Origin of the sequence: Cryobacterium sp. TMN-39-2 (genome assembly GCF_004402745.1) — a bacterium.
Taxonomy (GTDB): Bacteria; Actinomycetota; Actinomycetes; order Actinomycetales; family Microbacteriaceae; genus Cryobacterium; species Cryobacterium zongtaii.
This window is the reverse complement of sequence record NZ_SOFX01000038.1, coordinates 96,587-111,946: the sequence shown is the minus strand read 5'-3', so window position 1 is coordinate 111,946 and position 15,360 is coordinate 96,587. Positions and strand designations below refer to the sequence as shown.

17 protein-coding genes and 1 pseudogene are annotated in these 15,360 nt (G+C 69.1%); 11 read left to right on the top strand and 7 right to left on the bottom strand.

Annotated features, from left to right (window positions below):
- Window positions 1-26: 26 nt before the first annotated feature.
- Both E3O57_RS14460 and E3O57_RS14455 read right to left on the bottom strand, forming a co-directional pair.
- Entirely contained in the window at window positions 27-956 is a 930-nt protein-coding gene (locus E3O57_RS14460; RefSeq protein WP_103478634.1) for an NmrA family NAD(P)-binding protein, read from the bottom strand.
- Window positions 953-1,543, bottom strand: a complete 591-nt coding sequence (locus E3O57_RS14455; RefSeq protein ID WP_103478633.1) for a MarR family winged helix-turn-helix transcriptional regulator — start codon at window positions 1,541-1,543, stop codon at window positions 953-955. The genes E3O57_RS14460 and E3O57_RS14455 overlap by 4 nt, the downstream gene beginning before the upstream one ends.
- 344 nt (window positions 1,544-1,887) lie before the next feature.
- On the opposite strand from E3O57_RS14455, the gene E3O57_RS18970 reads away from it, so the two are divergent.
- The 5 genes from E3O57_RS18970 to E3O57_RS14430 all read left to right on the top strand — a co-directional run bounded on the left by E3O57_RS18970 (window position 1,888) and on the right by E3O57_RS14430 (window position 5,299).
- A complete protein-coding gene (locus E3O57_RS18970) occupies window positions 1,888-2,142 on the top strand; it encodes a hypothetical protein (RefSeq protein ID WP_206750291.1) in 255 nt (84 codons plus the stop codon).
- Between the two features lie 84 nt (window positions 2,143-2,226).
- Window positions 2,227-3,375 carry a hypothetical protein gene (locus tag E3O57_RS14445; RefSeq protein WP_103478631.1) on the top strand — a complete coding sequence of 383 codons (1,149 nt, stop codon included), beginning with the start codon at window positions 2,227-2,229 and terminating at the stop codon, window positions 3,373-3,375.
- Window positions 3,376-3,460: 85 nt separating this feature from the next.
- Complete coding sequence (locus E3O57_RS14440; protein ID WP_103478630.1) at window positions 3,461-4,120, top strand: hypothetical protein; 660 nt, start codon at window positions 3,461-3,463, stop codon at window positions 4,118-4,120.
- 93 nt (window positions 4,121-4,213) lie between these two features.
- On the top strand, window positions 4,214-4,594 hold the full coding sequence (locus E3O57_RS14435) for a hypothetical protein (protein ID WP_103478629.1): 381 nt from the start codon (window positions 4,214-4,216) through the stop codon (window positions 4,592-4,594).
- Between the two features lie 207 nt (window positions 4,595-4,801).
- Complete coding sequence (locus tag E3O57_RS14430; protein WP_198415693.1) at window positions 4,802-5,299, top strand: hypothetical protein; 498 nt, start codon at window positions 4,802-4,804, stop codon at window positions 5,297-5,299.
- Between the two features lie 106 nt (window positions 5,300-5,405).
- Here the strand turns inward: E3O57_RS14430 and E3O57_RS14425 are convergent.
- From E3O57_RS14425 to E3O57_RS14410, 4 genes and pseudogenes are all read right to left on the bottom strand, one after another.
- Window positions 5,406-6,074 (bottom strand): annotated as a pseudogene (locus E3O57_RS14425) (HAD family hydrolase).
- A complete protein-coding gene (locus E3O57_RS14420; RefSeq protein ID WP_103478628.1) occupies window positions 6,071-7,036 on the bottom strand; it encodes a TIGR03557 family F420-dependent LLM class oxidoreductase in 966 nt (321 codons plus the stop codon). The pseudogene E3O57_RS14425 and the gene E3O57_RS14420 overlap by 4 nt, the downstream one beginning before the upstream one ends.
- A gap of 9 nt (window positions 7,037-7,045) precedes the next feature.
- Window positions 7,046-7,429, bottom strand: coding sequence for a GntR family transcriptional regulator (locus E3O57_RS14415; RefSeq protein WP_088456922.1), 384 nt, complete (start codon window positions 7,427-7,429; stop codon window positions 7,046-7,048).
- On the bottom strand, window positions 7,426-8,394 hold the full coding sequence (locus E3O57_RS14410) for a hypothetical protein (RefSeq protein ID WP_103478627.1): 969 nt from the start codon (window positions 8,392-8,394) through the stop codon (window positions 7,426-7,428). The genes E3O57_RS14415 and E3O57_RS14410 overlap by 4 nt, the downstream gene beginning before the upstream one ends.
- Window positions 8,395-8,638: 244 nt before the next feature.
- Between E3O57_RS14410 and E3O57_RS14405 the strand changes: the two genes are divergently transcribed.
- Genes E3O57_RS14405 through E3O57_RS14390 form a run of 4 tightly spaced genes read left to right on the top strand, consistent with a single transcriptional unit; the run spans window position 8,639 to window position 12,571 of the window.
- Entirely contained in the window at window positions 8,639-9,667 is a 1,029-nt protein-coding gene (locus E3O57_RS14405; protein WP_103478626.1) for an iron-siderophore ABC transporter substrate-binding protein, read from the top strand.
- Between the two features lie 44 nt (window positions 9,668-9,711).
- Entirely contained in the window at window positions 9,712-10,713 is a 1,002-nt protein-coding gene (locus E3O57_RS14400) for an iron ABC transporter permease (RefSeq protein ID WP_241979966.1), read from the top strand.
- Window positions 10,710-11,765 (top strand): iron chelate uptake ABC transporter family permease subunit, encoded by a 1,056-nt coding sequence (locus E3O57_RS14395; protein WP_103478624.1) that lies wholly within the window; start codon window positions 10,710-10,712, stop codon window positions 11,763-11,765. Before E3O57_RS14400 ends, E3O57_RS14395 begins: the two co-directional genes overlap by 4 nt.
- Window positions 11,762-12,571: an ABC transporter ATP-binding protein gene (locus tag E3O57_RS14390; RefSeq protein WP_103478623.1), complete on the top strand. Its 810-nt coding sequence runs from the start codon at window positions 11,762-11,764 to the stop codon at window positions 12,569-12,571. The genes E3O57_RS14395 and E3O57_RS14390 overlap by 4 nt, the downstream gene beginning before the upstream one ends.
- Before the next feature lie 163 nt (window positions 12,572-12,734).
- Here the strand turns inward: E3O57_RS14390 and E3O57_RS14385 are convergent, their stop codons facing one another.
- Window positions 12,735-13,628 carry a MerR family transcriptional regulator gene (locus E3O57_RS14385; protein ID WP_103478622.1) on the bottom strand — a complete coding sequence of 298 codons (894 nt, stop codon included), beginning with the start codon at window positions 13,626-13,628 and terminating at the stop codon, window positions 12,735-12,737.
- A 293-nt stretch (window positions 13,629-13,921) separates the two neighbouring features.
- Here E3O57_RS14385 and E3O57_RS14380 point away from each other — a divergent pair, with 293 nt between their 5' ends.
- Window positions 13,922-14,965, top strand: a complete 1,044-nt coding sequence (locus E3O57_RS14380) for an iron-containing redox enzyme family protein (protein WP_241983581.1) — start codon at window positions 13,922-13,924, stop codon at window positions 14,963-14,965.
- On the top strand, window positions 14,962-15,261 hold the full coding sequence (locus E3O57_RS14375) for a CDGSH iron-sulfur domain-containing protein (protein ID WP_103478620.1): 300 nt from the start codon (window positions 14,962-14,964) through the stop codon (window positions 15,259-15,261). The genes E3O57_RS14380 and E3O57_RS14375 overlap by 4 nt, the downstream gene beginning before the upstream one ends.
- The last annotated feature ends 99 nt before the right edge of the window (window positions 15,262-15,360 follow it).

The following is a 15,360-nucleotide window of genomic DNA, read 5'->3' as shown; positions in this document are numbered from 1 at the left end:
AGAAGCATTGCGTGCAAGGGACGGACCTACTTGCCGGCTGCCGCAGCGACGTCAGGCTGGCTTGCCAGGTGCGCGGCGAGCACGTCCCGCACTGTTGTCCAGGCATGGACGCCGTAGCGGTCGTTGTCGACGTGGTGCAGCTGGGCCTGGCCGCTGAACATGCTCACGAAGTACTGCATGCCCTGCCAGGCGGGGAAGGTCGCATCCTCGCTCTTCGACAGGCGCCGCACGCCCTTGGCCATCGCCGAGAGGGTGCCGGTGGTGCCGGCCCACTGCAGCGTGAATTTGGTGCCGGTCAGCTCCGACATCGTTTGGGCCACGCTCCGCGCGGTGACCCGGTCGCCGGCGATCTCCACGACCCGGGGCGCGTCGGGGTCGAGTGCGACGAGAGCCACGACCCGGGCGACGTCGTCTTTGGTGGTGAAGTCGAGGATCTGGTCGGCCGAGGACCAGTACATGACTTTGCGGCGACCGAACGCGATCATCGGCGCGGTGCCGGTGAGCATGTCGGCAAACGCGCCGTTGAGAATGGAGGTGACCTTGATCGGGGCCGCGTCGAGGTCGGCGGCGAACTCGCGGCGCAGCTCGAAGTTGCGGTTGGTGCCCAGCGCGATCTGGCGGTAATCCGACGAGTAGTCCGAGGGGATGAACCGGGGCACGCCGGCGGCCACGGCCGCGGCCAGCAGCGCGCGCTGCGCATCCACGATCACCGGTCGGGTGCCGCTCACGGCCGACACGACAACGTCGGAGGCGGAGACGGCTTGGGTGAGCGCCGCGTGGTCGGTGTACTCGGCCGTGACGATGTCGACGCGGTCGTTGGCGGCGTAGAGGCCGGCGGCCGAGGCGCTGCCCGGTCGGGTGAGCACGCGGATGCGGGTGTCGTGGGTGAGCAGTTCGCGCACGATGCGCTGACCGAGGTCGCCGGTGGCGCCGGCGACGAGAACGGATGTGGTCATGGGCGGGTCTCGGTTTCTGTAGTGGGCTGGGGGCGGCGGCGGGATCGCTCCGGGGCGGGCACCGGAAGATTGAGGTCGGAGTTGGTGTCGGGGAGGGAAGCCGCGGTGGCGCCGGTGCCGAGAGCGGCCTTGGCCAGCAGCTGCCGCAGTAGGGTTTGTTCGTCGGCGGACAGGCCGCCCATCAGGGCGCCTTCGACCGAGCGGAGCGCCACGCGGGCCGTGCGGAGCAGCGCGTGGCCCGCCTCGGTGGGGTGCACCTGACGGATGCGCCGGTCGCGCAGATCGGGGCGGCGCTCGACGAGCGCATCCGTCTCGAGGGCATCGATGATGTAGGTCATGGCGGTCTTGTCGATGCCGAGCCGGTGCGCCAGCGCGAGCTGCGACGTGGGCTCTTCGGTCGTGATGGCCACGAGCACCTGGTAGCCGCGGGGGCCGCCGGGCACATCGGCCACGGCGACGCTGCCGGCCCGGGAGTAGCCATGGAACATCAACGCGAGCGACCAGCCCAGCTCGGTCTCGATGCCGTTGGCGGTCCAGTCGATCTGCGCCGCGGCATCCGTGGGCGAGGTTGGGAGTGATGCGTGCATGCAGAGATCGTATCAGTTTCAGATCATCTCAGCACCAGAAGGTACCTGTGGAGGCACCGACCTCTAGGGTGAACAGCATGGGGCGAACATGGGGACTTCGATGGGTTGGCGTGGTTGGGCTTCCGGTCGCGTTGGTGTTGAGCGGATGCACATCGACTGCAGATGCGGTCTCGCCGCCACCGGCTACCGCCTCCGACTCTGCGACAGATTCGGCAGATGACCAGGCGTCGGATCTGAGCGCGTTCGAACAGCAGCTACCGCTCAGCGGGGAGTTCGTCTCGCAAGCAACGGCCACTGAAGGCACCGTCGACATTGAGCGCCGTAGTGACGGGTCCGTCTGGGTCTTGCTGGACGACTTCCACACCGGGGACGCGTCAGACCTGCGTCTGTACCTGAAGGAAGACGCGCTGGTTCAGGATGCGGACGGGTACTGGGGTTCCGCCGAGGGCGGTTACGAAATTGCCGTGATCGATCCGGACGCGACGGCCCAAGAGATTGAGGTTCCCGGCGCGTGGGACATGCCGGAGATCCGTTCGCTCACCGTCATGGACTACACCCCGCCCAACTTCCCCGCACTGGGTTCTGTCGCGCTCGACTGACGGCGTGAATTTGCCGCCGTCGTCCGACCGCTACCCTCTGTAGGAGCCGAGTGTTGGCGAACAGGGCACGCGTGGGGTGGACGGATGCGAACGATAGACAGCACGACGAGCCTGCACACCGCGGCGCTCACCGATCGGGTGAAGCGCAAGGACGTGCGAGCGTTCTACCGGCCGTTCGCGGAGCGGTACCCGTCGGTGCGAAACCGGTTCCTGAAGGTGCAGCGGGCGGTCCTGTTCATCGGTGCCGCGCTGGGCTTTTTGGGCGTGCCCCTCCTGGCGGTGGGCGTGGTCCTCGTGGTGAGCAACGCGAGGGCTGACCGAGTCGTAGGCGACCTATCTATGGTCATCACTGGTCTGGTCATGATCGGTGGAGGCGTGTTTTTTGGGTGGTTCTTTTTGCGCTTTTCGACGCGTCGGGGCACCCCGAAGCGGCACTACCGGCTCTCCCGGTTTGCGACCGACAACGGACTGAGTTATGAGCCCGGGCCGATCACCGGCGCGCACGTGACACCGTGGGCGTCGCGCGGCCTTCTCACGCTCACCCGGGTGATGCGGCCGGTATCGGAGGTATCGGAGCGCTCGATCGAGTTCGCCAACCACGAACTGCGGTATGGAGTTGCCGGCACCGGCACGGCCCAGTTCGGCGGCTTCTGCGCTGTGCGGCTGAGCACGCGCCTACCGCACATTCTGTTGCGCGCCCAGGACGGTCCGGGCGATCGGTTCACACTGGTGGACCTGCCCGCCAGCAGCCAACGACTCTCCCTCGAGGGAGACTTCAACGACTACTACACCCTGTACTGCCCCGAAAAGTACGAGCGGGATGCGCTCTACCTCTTTACGCCGGATGTGATGGCACGTCTGATTGATCGGGTGCGCGGCTTCGATGTAGAGATCATCGACGACTGGCTGTTCCTGGTGAGCAGCCGCGACGTGGTGACCCTCGAGCCGGACGCCTGGCAGGCACTCTACGACGCGGTCGGCGCTCTGAGCGACAAGATCGGCCGCTGGGAGCGCTGGCGGGACGACCGGATGCCCGCGGTGCCGCGGGTGACAACGGGCACGGATGCCGGTACTGCCGCGGTCGAGCTGAAGCCTGCCCCGAGATCCGGGCGGGTGGCCAAGCGCGGCCGACGGCTGCGGATGCGCCTGGGCGTGGGTACGTGGATCGGGCTGATCGCTTTCGCACTGCTGATGGTCGGTGGCGTGGTCTCGATGTTCCACCAGGGCGGATAACTAGGCGGGCGGCCGCATCCGTTGCCTGAGCGCTAGTCTCGGGTAGGCCGATTGTGGCCGAGCGAAGCACACGTGGGGTGGACGGATGCACACAACGGAATACAGCACGACGAGCCTGCACACCGCAGCGCTCACCGACCGGGTGAAGCGCGGGGACGTGCGAAAGTTCTACCGGACGTTTGCGACGCGGTACCCGTCGGTGCGCAACCCGCTCATGCTCATGCGGCGGGTGTGCATGTTCATCGGTACCGGCTGCGTCCCCATCGGAGCCCTCGCCCTGGCCTACGGCATAACGGAGGTGGTCAGCGAAGGCGCACCCGTCGCCGATGTCGTCGCGCCGGTCGTCGTCGGCGCTCTGCTGCTGAGCGTGGGAATCATGATGGCGCGGTTCTTCGTGCGCACGTTCAAGCGCCGGGACACCCCCAAGCGGCACTACCGGTTGGCCCGGTTTGCCACCGCCAATGGCCTGAGTTACCTGCCCGGGCCGGTCTCCGGCAAGCACCTGAAACCGTGGGCCTCGCGAGGCGTTCTCACGCTCACGCGGGTGATGCGGCCCGCGTCGGAACGCACGATCGAGTTCGCCAATTACGAGCTGCGGGTTGACACTCTGGGCAGCAGCAACGCCCAGTTCGGCGGATTCTGCGCCGTGCGGCTGAGCACGCCCCTGCCGCACATCCTGTTGCGCGCCCAGGCCGGAAAGGCCGGAAAGTTCGCCCTGGCGGCACTGCCCGACAGTGCCCAGTGACTCTCTCTCGAGGGCGACTTCGACGACCACTTCACCCTGTACTGCCCGGAGGAGTACGAGCGAGACGCGCTGTACCTCTTTACTCCGGATGTGATGGCCCGCCTGATCGATCGGGTGCGCGGATTCGATGTGGAGATCATCGACGACTGGCTGCTCTTGGTGAGCAGCCGCGACGTGGTGACCCTCGACCCGGAATCTTGGCAGGGACTCTACGACGCCGTGGGGGCCCTGAGCGACAAGATCGGCCGCTGGGAGCGCTGGCGCGATGACCGGCTGCCGGCGGTGCCGCGGGTCGCAACGGGCACGGATGCCGGTGCGGTGGCGGTCGGGCTGAAGCCGGCCGCTTCCGCGGGCCGGGTGGCTAGGCGCGGGCGACGACTGCGGATGCGCCTGGGCTGGGGTGAGGCGATCGGGCTGATCGCGCTCGGATCGCTGCTCGTCGGCGGCGTGGTGTCGCTCTTCTACTCGCCCTGACCCGCGCCCGGGCCTGGCCGGGGCTGGCGCCCCCAGAACGGCACGAGAACGGGACGGTCGATGGCTCGACCGGAACCGGTCCGGCGGTCCTTGACACAACTGGCCATAGCTACGGACCATCGCTGCTGGAAGGGTTGTTTCCATCGAGCATCCGCTCGTCGCAGCCGGCGATAGTGCAGTCGCACTGCCCGAGTTCTGCGCCACCGATTGAACGGACCGCTCATCTCCTCCACCGCTTCCCACCCCGCGCCGTCCGACTTCGACTTCGTCATCGGCGACTGGACCGTTCACCACGAACGCTTGGACGGGATCTTCGTCGGCGCCGACACCTGGACGGCATTCGAGGGGCTCTCCTCCACGAACAAAATCCTCGGTGGCCACGGCAACCTCGAGGACAACCTCCTTAGGCATCCGTCGGGCGACTTTCATGCGGTGGCGCTGCGCTCCTACTCCGTCGCCGATGGCGAGTGGAGCATCTGGTGGCTCGACGGACGTAACCCCACGCAACTCGATACGCCCGTGCGCGGAGCGTTCAGGGATGGTATCGGAACCTTCCTGGCGGAGGACGTGTTGGAGGGAGTGCCCATCCGCGTGCGCTTCATCTGGGATGCGACCGGGCTTCAGCCCACGTGGGAGCAGGCGTTTTCGAACGATGCGGGCCTGTCGTGGGAGACGAACTGGCGAATGACGTTTCGGCGCGCGTAGCCGTCAGGCCCGGGGCGGCCGTTGGTTGCGAACGCGGTCGGCCCGCGGGGTCTCGACAAGCTCGACCAACGGCGAGGGGCGTGACATCGAGATCGATTCAGCCCGCCTATTCGATCCAGCCCATCTCGTCGAGCCGGTCGAGGAAGTCGGCCGGGCCGGCGAAGACCCTCTCGGCACCGGCCTGTATGAGCAGCTCTCCGGCGATGCCGCCGGTGAGCACCCCGAACGAGCGCACACCCGCGCTGGACGCGGCCTTGATGTCCCACTCCGAGTCGCCGACGAAGACGGCCTCCTGGGCTTCGACACCGGCACGGTCGAGAGCCACTCGCACGATGTCGGGGTTGGGCTTGGCCACATCCACGTCGTCGGAGCTGGTGGTGGCATGGATGGCGTCGTCGGCGTTGATCAGATCAAGCAGGACTTCCAGCTCATCCTCGGGCGCGGAGGTGGCGAGCACCACGATGATGCCCTAGTCGTTCAGGGCTTCGAGCAGTGACCGGGCCTCCGGCAGCAGCCTGAGCCTCGGGGCGAGAGCCTTGTAGTTCTCGGCGTGCAGGTCTTTGGCGCGGGTGATCCAGGCCTCGTCCTTCTCCCCCACCAGCGAGGTCAACAGCTCACCGGCATCCTGCCCGATGGGGCGGTGGATGAGCCAGGCCTCGACGTCGACGCCGAGAGTCTGGAAGGCCTGATGCCAGGCGTCGACGTGCAGGTAGTTGGAGTCGACCAGGGTGCCGTCGATGTCGAAGAGCACGGCCTGGGGCGCATGTGTGGTCATCGGGTGCTTTCGTCGAGCAGTCGGGGGCGGAGGTCGTTTTCGAAGAAGTCGAAGAAGCCGTCTTGGTCGGGGCCGGCGTTCATGAGGGCGATGTGGTCGAAGCCGGCCTCGGTGAATTCACCGATCACCTCGAGGTGTCGCTCCACGTCGGGGCCGCAGGCGAACTGCTCGCGGATGTCGTCCTCGCGCACGGTGGCGGCCGCGGCCTCGAAGTTCACCGGGTTCGGCAGCTCGCTCATCACCTTCCAGCCGCTCAGCGCCCAGGCATTGGTGCGGTGGGCGGCCGTGACGGCTTCTTGCTCGGTGCGCGCCCAGGCGAGCGGCGCCTCGGCGTAGAGCGGGCCGGTGCCGCCGGCCTCGCGGTAGCCGGTGACCAGGTCGGCCTTGGGCTCGGTGGCGAACAGGCCGTCGCCGTGCTCGGCGGCGAGCGCCACGGATTTGGGCCCGCTCACCGCGACGGCCAGGGTGGGCAGCACGTCGGGCAGGTCGTAGATGCGGGCGTCTTCGAGCTTGAGGTACTTGCCGTCGTATTTTTGGAAGCCGCCCTTCCAGAGCAGGCGGATGATGTCCAGCGCCTCGTTGAAGGTGGCGTGCCGCTCGTGGATGCCGGGGAATCCCCGGCCCACGATGTGCTCGTTGAGGCGCTCGCCCGAGCCGACGCCGAGGGTGAAGCGACCGTCGGAGAGAAGCGCCAGGGTGGCGGCGGCCTGCGCGATGATGGCCGGGTGGTACCGCACGCTCGGGCAGGTGACGCCCGTGGCGAGTTCGAGGGTGGTGGTCTTCGCGGCGATGGAGCTGAGCACATTCCAGACGAAGGGTGAATGGCCCTGGGCCTCCACCCAGGGGTGGAAGTGATCGCTCATCTCCACAAAATCGAAGCCGGCCTGTTCGGCGCGCACGGCTTGGCGAACAAGTTCCTGAGGTCCGAAGCTTTCAGCAATCAGCTTGTATCCGATTTTCATCCTTCGACGCTACGCAGACGGATGCGCCGGTGCAAGCCTTTGCGGCGGCACCGGGTCGGTCCACTCCACCCGCACGGCACGGATGGCGTCGGCCAGAGTGAGCCCGCCGAGCGCGGCGATGTACTCACGCGCGGCCGCTCGGGCCTCGGCGGGCAGGGGCGTCACGTCGCGCACCCGGGTTCCCGAGCGGTTGGAGACGAGCAGACCATCGGATTCCAGCTCCGAGTACGCGCGCGCCACGGTTCCGGGGGCGAGCCGCAGGTCGCCGGCCAGTTGGCGCACGGAGGCGAGCTTGTCGCCGGGCGCGAGGTTGCCGGAGAGGATCTCGTCGGCGAGCTGCTGCCTGATCTGCTCGAACGGCGGGGTGGGGCTCGCCTCGTCGATGGTGATCATGCGCGCGTGGTCGGTCCGGCGGGCTGGAGGGTGCTGGGCGCAGGGCGCACGGTGAACGGCGGCGTCACGGCATCCAATACGGCCAGCAGCAGCAGAGCCACACCGATGCCCACCACGATGAGCCCGACGCAGAACAGGGTCAGCGCCACCGTGAACCACGGTTCGATCTCGGCGTAGCTGCCGTCGAACCACTGCCCGCTCGCCGCGCTCATCGCCCTGCCGCCCATGAACATCAGCCCGCCCAGATAAACGATGAACGTGCCGGTGGTGAGCTTCACGATCACCCGGGTGATCAGCAGTCGCATCACCAGGTCGGCCTCGCGCAGTGTCGTGTGGGTGGGGCGGGCGGATGCGGCGACCCGCGCCAGTGCCGTCGCGGCCGCGATCGCGAGGGCCACGGTGACGAGCAGCACGGGCACGCCGTAGTACCAGCCGGGGTACGGGGTCGCGGTGCTGCTGTAGGCGCCGCTGTCGATGCGGATGGCGCGGAACAGGCCGTCCTCCGACGCCTCCGACGTGAGACCGAAGGCGACGATCACGCCGAGCAACAGCACCCCGGCAGTGGCCGGCAGCACCCGTGCCCAGGCCGGTGCGAAGCTCCAGGGGTGCCGCGGCGCGAGGTCGGCACTGCGTTGACTACCGGATTCCGCCACCGGCACCCCGGGCAGCGCGGCGATGACGAGGAGGCCGGCCAGGCTCATCAGGGCGGGGACCAGGAGGAAAACCAAGTCGTAGCCGGCGGGCATCGCGTGGTCCACCGCAACGGCCAGGGCACCCACCATAACGGCCGCCGTGGTCGCGAGGGCTGCACGACGCCGGAAGGCGCGCCGCGCGAAGTGCAGGCTGGGCGCCAAACCGGCCGGCACGGTGACGCGCCGGAACGCCTCGGTGGAACGCAGCCGAGCGACCGCCAGCCAGACGAGGGCCAACGCGGCGATGATGACGACGAGCGGGATGAGACCCATGAGCGGCACCCTTCTGTACCAAGTGGTCAATACAGTATCAAGTGTGTCAGGTGATTGATACAGCGCCGTGCCGGCCGAGTCGACGGACGCAGAGGCGACTTGCTTTTGCATGCGAACGCACTGGTAAGGTTAGGCAACCCTTACGACCGCGCCGGACTGGACCTCTGCGCACGGCCGACGGGTGCGGCATCACAGCTGCCGCCGGTCCGTCCCTGACCCCTGCATCACGATCACGAGGAAAACCATGCCCCGCGCATCCACTCTCATTGCCTTCTCGGCCGCCGCCGTGCTCACCCTGGGCCTGGCCGGCTGCTCCACCTCCCCCGCCGCCGACACCGCCGAGGCCGCATCCGGCGACTTCACGCCGGTCACCATCGAGCACGCCTTCGGCGAGACCGTCATCGAGGCCAAGCCCGAGCGCGTCGCCACCGTCAACTGGGCCAACCAAGAGGTGCCGCTGGCCCTCGGCGTGGTGCCGGTGGGCATGGCCGCCGCCACCTGGGGCGACGACGACACCGACGGCATGCTGCCCTGGGTGAAGGAGAAGCTCGACGAGCTTGATGCAGAGACCCCCGTGCTGTTCGACGAAACCGATGGGATCGACTTCGAAGCCGTCGCCGACACCAAGCCCGACGTGATCCTGGCCGCGTACTCCGGCCTCACCCAGGAGGACTACGACACCCTCACCGCCATCGCACCTGTCGTGGCCTACCCGGAGACCGCCTGGGGCACCTCCTGGCGCGACATGATCTCGCAGAACGCCGCCGGCATGGGCATGGCCGCCGAGGGCGACGACCTCATCGCCGAGCTCGAGACCGAGATCGCCGCCACCGCAGCGAAGTACCCGTCGCTCGAGGGCAAGACCGCGATGTTCCTCACCCACGTGGACGAGGCCGACCTCAGCGAGGTCAGCTTCTACACCACCCACGACACCCGCACGATGTTCTTCGACGACCTCGGTATGGAGAGCGCACCGAGCATCATCGAGGCCTCCGACGCCACCGACAAGTACTCCCTCACCGTGAGCGCCGAGCAGTCGGATGCATTCAGCGACGTGGACCTCATCGTCACCTACGGCGGCACCGACCTGGTCGCCACCCTCGAGGGTGACCCGCTGCTGTCGCAGATTCCCGCGGTGGCCAACAAGTCCATCGTGAACCTCTCCGGCGACGGCCCCATGGGCACCGCCGCGAACCCCACCCCGCTGTCGATCTCATACATCCTCGACGACTACGCCGCCCTGCTCGCCGCGGCGGCCGACAACGCTAAGTGACCTCGACAACCACTGCTTCATCAGCCGCTTCGAGCGTCGCCACCGTGCGACGCCCGAAGCGGCTGCGGTCGTTGTGGTTGCTCGCCGCGCTCGGGGTACTCGCCCTGCTGATGCTGGCCTCGATCACCATCGGCTCCCGCGCGGTGGGCTGGGACGACATCCTCGCCGCGCTCGGCGGCGCCACCGACGGCTTCGACCGGGCCGCGGTGGCCACCCGCATCCCCCGCACCCTGCTGGCCGTGGTCGCCGGGGCCGCCCTGGGCATGTCCGGCGCGGTGATGCAGGGCGTGACCCGCAACCCGCTGGCCGACCCGGGCATCCTGGGCGTGAACGTGGGCGCGGCACTGGCCGTGGTCAGCGGCATGGCCTACTTCGGCCTCACCTCCGCCTCGTCGATGATTTGGGTCGCGATCGTCGGCGCCGGCATCACCGCCGTGTTCGTCTATACGATCGGGTCGCTCGGCCGCGGCGGCTCCACCCCGCTCAAACTGGCACTGGCGGGTGCGGCCACCTCCGCGGCGCTGGCCTCATTCGTCACCGCCGTGGTTCTGCCCCGCAACGACATCGCCGGCGGGGTGCGGTCCTGGCAGATCGGCGGCGTCGGCGGCGCCACGATGGAGAGCATCCGCCAGGTGGCACCGTTTCTCCTAGTGGGCTTCGTGCTCTGCTTCCTTTCCGCCCGGGCGCTGAACTCGCTCGCGCTCGGCGACGACCTCGCCGCGGGGCTGGGCGAACGCGTGGCCGTGGCCCGCGCCGCCGCCGCGCTTGGCGCCGTCGTGCTGTGCGGCTCGATCACGGCCGTGGCCGGGCCGATCGGTTTCGTCGGCCTCGTCGTGCCGCACGCCTGCCGGCTGCTGGTGGGCGTTGACCACCGCTGGCTGCTGCCGTTCTCCGCGGTGCTCGGCGCCGCGCTGCTCACCGGCGCCGACGTGCTCGGCCGCATCGTGGCGCGGCCCAGCGAGATCGACGTTGGCATCATCACCGCCCTGATCGGCGCCCCGTTCTTCATCTACATCGTGCGCCGACGCAAGGTGCGTGAGCTGTGAGCGCCGCCGTTGCCGTGAAGCCGCTGTCGACAGCGGATGCGGTGGCCCGCAGCCGCGCGCGCCGCGGCATCCGTCGTCGCCGGGTGATCACCGTGCTGGCGTTGGCTATCGCCGTCGGCTACCTCGTCAGCCTCATGGTCGGCCAAACCATCTACTCCCCCGCCGAGGTGCTCGCCGTGATGCTCGGTCAGGACGTGCCCGGCGCCGGTTTCACCGTGGGCCGGCTGCGGCTGCCGCGGGCGACCCTGGCCGTGCTGGCCGGGCTGTGTTTCGGGCTGGGTGGCGTGACCTTCCAGACCATGCTGCGCAACCCCCTGGCCAGCCCCGACATCATCGGTATCAGCTCGGGCGCCAGCGCCGCGGCCGCGTTCGCGATCATCGTGCTGGGGCTGGGTTCGACCGCGGTGTCGGTGGTCGCGATCGTGTGTGGGCTGGCCGTGGCGCTGGCCGTCTACGCGCTCGCGTACAAGGGCGGCGTGGCCGGCACCCGGCTGATTTTGATCGGTATCGGTGTGGCCGCGATGCTCGACAGCATGACCGCGTACGTGCTCTCCCAGGCCGCCGAGTGGGACCTGCAGGTGGCCATGCGCTGGCTCACCGGCAGCCTGAACGGCAGCACCTGGGCGCAGACCCTGCCGGTGTTGGCCGCGCTGATGGTGCTCGCGCCGGTGTTGCTCGGGCAGTCCCGCAACCTGTCGATGAGCCAGCTCGGTGACGACACCGCATCCGCTCTGGGGGTGCGGGTGGAGCGGTCTCGGGTGATTCTGATCGTCGCCGCGGTGGGACTGATCGCGTTCGCGACCGCGGCGGCCGGGCCGATCGCGTTCGTGGCGTTCCTGGCCGGGCCGATCGCGTCGCGAATCGTGGGGCCGGGCGTCTCGCTGCTCGTGCCGGCCGGGATGGTGGGCGCACTGCTCGTGCTCGTGGGCGACTTCGCCGGTCAGTACGCGTTCGGCACCCGGTTCCCGGTGGGCGTCGTCACCGGCGTGCTCGGGGCGCCGTACCTGATCTACCTCATCATCCGCACCAACCGCGCCGGAGGCTCCCTGTGACACTCATTCATACCCTCACGGTGGAGAACCTCACCCTCGGCTACGGCGACCGCACCGTGATCGACGGCCTCGACCTGGTCATGCCGACCGGCCGGATCACCGCGATCGTGGGCGCGAACGCCTGCGGCAAGTCCACCCTGCTGCGCTCGATGTCGCGGCTGCTCGTGCCGCGCGGCGGCCAGGTGCTGCTCGACGGCACCCAGGTGCACCGGATGCCCGCCAAGGAGCTGGCCCGCACGATGGGGCTGCTGCCCCAGTCGCCGATCGCGCCCGAGGGCATCACCGTGGCCGACCTGGTCGGCCGGGGCCGCAACCCCCACCAACGGATGTTCTCCCGCTGGAGCGCTCTCGATGACGAGGCCGTCGCCGCTGCGCTGGATGCCACCGACACCGCGTCGTTGGCTGACCGGTCCGTCGACGAACTCTCCGGCGGGCAACGCCAGCGGGTGTGGATCGCGATGGCGCTGGCCCAGCAGACCGACCTGCTGTTGCTCGACGAGCCGACGACGTTCCTCGACGTGAGCCACCAGGTGGAGGTGCTCGACCTGCTCACCGACCTCAACCGGGCCCGCGGCACCACCATCGTGATGGTGTTGCACGACCTCAACCTCGCCGCCCGGTACGCCGACCACCTCATCGCCCTGGCGGATGGCCGGGTGCACGCGGTGGGCGAGCCGCACGAGGTCCTCACCGAGGAGACCGTGCAGGCGGTCTTCGGGCTGTCGAGCCGGGTGCTGGTCGACCCGACGTCGGGCCGCCCGATGATGCTGCCGATCGGGCGGCACAACGTGGTGGTGCCGGTCTAGCGCTCGTCTCGGGGTCGAGCTCGTCGAGGCCACGGTCGGCCCAAGGTATGCGGGTCACGCGCCGCTATGCGGGTGGCGCGCCACGCGCATAGCGGCGCCGTGCCCGCATAACGCGAATCGGGCATCCGTTGCGCCGGCCCAGCCGGCACGGATGCCCCCGCACTCACCCCGGCTGCACGTCAAAGACGCTCATCGGAGCACCGCCACCGTCGCCGGTGAACAACGACGGCCCGTGCACAACCTGCCGGGCCGTGGGCCGGATCGCGGTCAGATGGTGCCGGGCGCGGTGCTCCTCGAAGGCCAGCAGGTGCAGGTATCCGGCGGCGGCCTCGTCGACCGGGGTCGGCTCGGTGGCGGATGCAGCGGCGAACGTGACCTCGACGCGGCGCGGCAGAGTGCCGGCCACCGCGGTGACCGTGCTCCCGGTGCTCGCGTGCACGGCCTTCTCGATGCGCGCGAGGGCGGCCGAGTCGAGGCCGGCCCCGCCGGAGCGGGCCAGGAGCATCTGCCCGCTGGCGTTCCGGACTCCGGTGTCGGGCACCGCGGTCCAGCACACGGTGGCCGGCTCTGCCCCGAGGTCAGTCAATGCGTCGCGCAGGCCCCCCTCGATGGCGGGCATGTCCACGGCCAGCCCGGTGAAGGTCTCGACGCGGCCCTCGGCATCCTCGGGGAGGTCGAGATCGACGATGATGCCGACCCAGTCTTGGGCGGCGGCGGGAGTGCTGTGGGCGATGAAGTCGTCGGTGTCGAAAGTGCTGATCTTCTCGGCCACGGCGAGGGAGAAGTCCTCCAGGTGCCGCCGCAGCGCCACGGTCTGCCGCCACCGGTCGAAGGGGAAGTCCGGTGCCGAGGGCAGTTCAGCCAGCGGCACCTGGGCGCGGCGCAGGAGATCGACGGTCGCGCCGTGTTGGAGCTGCTGCCGGGCGTAGTAGCGGTACCCCGACCCGGGGTCGACCCACGCCGGCGTCACAATCCCCCGTTCGGCGTAGAGCCGGAGTGCCTTGGCGGTGAGTCCGGTCATCACCTGGAATTCGCCGGCGGTCAGGTCATCGGTCATGGTGCTCCTGGCTCTGGGTTGATGGGTGTCTCCCCATCATGGGCGTCGCCCCTGGGGCGAGGTCAAGCCGGCGGCGGGGTCTCGACAAGCTCGACCGACGCAAGGGGGACGTTCCCGAGGTCGGGTCGCGCGGTCTCTACGAGCACGGGCGACGAGCACGGGCGACGAGTCGTTGGAGGACCCCGAAACCCGTTTCAGCCTCGGGTCCTTCCCAACCTCCCCTGCTATGGTCACTCCCTGGCCGCGCCGCCACTCGGGCGTGCGAGCCGGTCGACAAGAGCGAGGTATGGCACGTGAGAATCCCCCAGTCCCGAGGTCCGGTGAGCGCCGCCCTGCTTGAACTCCTGAAAACTTCTCCTACTGCGGCCGAGACTGACCTCGCCACAACGCTGCGCGAGCTCACCGCCGCAGCCCTGGGCGAAACCGCCGACATCCTGCAGAATGATGACCTGCAGACCGCCCTGTTCCTGGCCTACGAGCTGCGCTACAGCGGCCTGCGCGGCGTCGACGACGACTGGGAATGGCACCCCGAGGTGCTCGCGCTCTGCGCCGGCATCGAACTCGAGTTTGAGAAGGCCCTGCGCGAACGCGCCCCGATGCCCGAGCTGCCCGCACCCGGCGTGGAGAGTGTCGCCGCCGCCCTGTTCGAGCTCACCGGGTCAGACACCGGGCCGAGCGTCTCGCGGTACATGGCGAAGAAGGCCACCGACGAGCAGGCGCACGAGTTCCTCATCCTGCGCTCGATCTACCAGCTCAAGGAGGCCGACCCGCACAGCTGGGCGATCCCGCGCCTGCGCAGCCGGGCCAAGGCCGCGCTGGTCGAGATTCAGGCCGACGAGTACGGCGGCGGCCGGTTCGACCGCATGCACTCTGAGCTGTTCGCCCGCACGATGCGCGGCGTGGGCCTGGACGCCACCAACGGTCACTACGTCGACGTGGTGCCGGCGATCACGCTGGCCTCCAGCAACATGATGACGATGTTCGGCTCCCACCGCCGGCTGCGCGGCGCCATCGCCGGGCACCTCGCCGCGTTCGAGATGACCTCGTCCCAGCCCAACCGGCTCTACGGCAACGGTTTCCGTCGGCTCGGCTACGACAAGGACGTCACCTTCTACTTCGACGAGCACGTCGAAGCGGATGCTGTGCACGAGCAGATCGCGGCCCGCGACCTGGCCGGTTCCCTGGCCACCGACGAACCCGCGCTGCTCGAGGACGTGTTCTTCGGGGCGGCGTCCGGCCTCTTCGTGGACGGCCTGGCCGGCACCCAGCAGCTCGATGCCTGGACCGCCGGCACGTCGGCGCTGCGCGTCGCGGACTCCGCGAGCCTGCCGGCATGACCGAGCCCGACGAGCAGCCCGCCACTCGGTGGGACGACCAGTGGGCCGATCAGCCCGCTGCCGGTGCGGACGAGCCCGTGAGCATCACCGCGTACCCGAATGGTCCGCTGCTGGTGCGCGGCACCTTCGAGATCCTCACGCCGTCGGGCGAGGTGATCCCGCCGCGGCGCAAGACCGTGGCGCTGTGCCGCTGCGGGGTGTCGACGCTCAAGCCCTTCTGCGACGGCAGCCACAAGGCGATCGGGTTCAAGACCGAGCAGGAACCGCCGGCTCCGCAGCCGCCACTGTCCGCCTAGTCGGCCGATCGTCGGATCGTCCGACCGGCTGATCGCCTGATCGCCTGCTCGTCGGTCGAGCCTGTCGAGACCTCCTGAGAGGTGCGCCAGCCGCCGCAG

Coding starts and splice junctions, on each gene's coding strand:
- E3O57_RS14405 (WP_103478626.1), top strand. CDS start 8,639: ATGCCCCGCGCATCCACTCTCATTGCCTTCTCGGCCGCCGCCGTGCTC.
- E3O57_RS14385 (WP_103478622.1), bottom strand. CDS start 13,628: ATGACCGATGACCTGACCGCCGGCGAATTCCAGGTGATGACCGGACTC.
- E3O57_RS14440 (WP_103478630.1), top strand. CDS start 3,461: ATGCACACAACGGAATACAGCACGACGAGCCTGCACACCGCAGCGCTC.
- E3O57_RS14460 (WP_103478634.1), bottom strand. CDS start 956: ATGACCACATCCGTTCTCGTCGCCGGCGCCACCGGCGACCTCGGTCAG.
- E3O57_RS14410 (WP_103478627.1), bottom strand. CDS start 8,394: ATGGGTCTCATCCCGCTCGTCGTCATCATCGCCGCGTTGGCCCTCGTC.
- E3O57_RS14445 (WP_103478631.1), top strand. CDS start 2,227: ATGCGAACGATAGACAGCACGACGAGCCTGCACACCGCGGCGCTCACC.
- E3O57_RS14415 (WP_088456922.1), bottom strand. CDS start 7,429: ATGATCACCATCGACGAGGCGAGCCCCACCCCGCCGTTCGAGCAGATC.
- E3O57_RS14420 (WP_103478628.1), bottom strand. CDS start 7,036: ATGAAAATCGGATACAAGCTGATTGCTGAAAGCTTCGGACCTCAGGAA.
- E3O57_RS14435 (WP_103478629.1), top strand. CDS start 4,214: ATGGCCCGCCTGATCGATCGGGTGCGCGGATTCGATGTGGAGATCATC.
- E3O57_RS14455 (WP_103478633.1), bottom strand. CDS start 1,543: ATGCACGCATCACTCCCAACCTCGCCCACGGATGCCGCGGCGCAGATC.
- E3O57_RS14375 (WP_103478620.1), top strand. CDS start 14,962: ATGACCGAGCCCGACGAGCAGCCCGCCACTCGGTGGGACGACCAGTGG.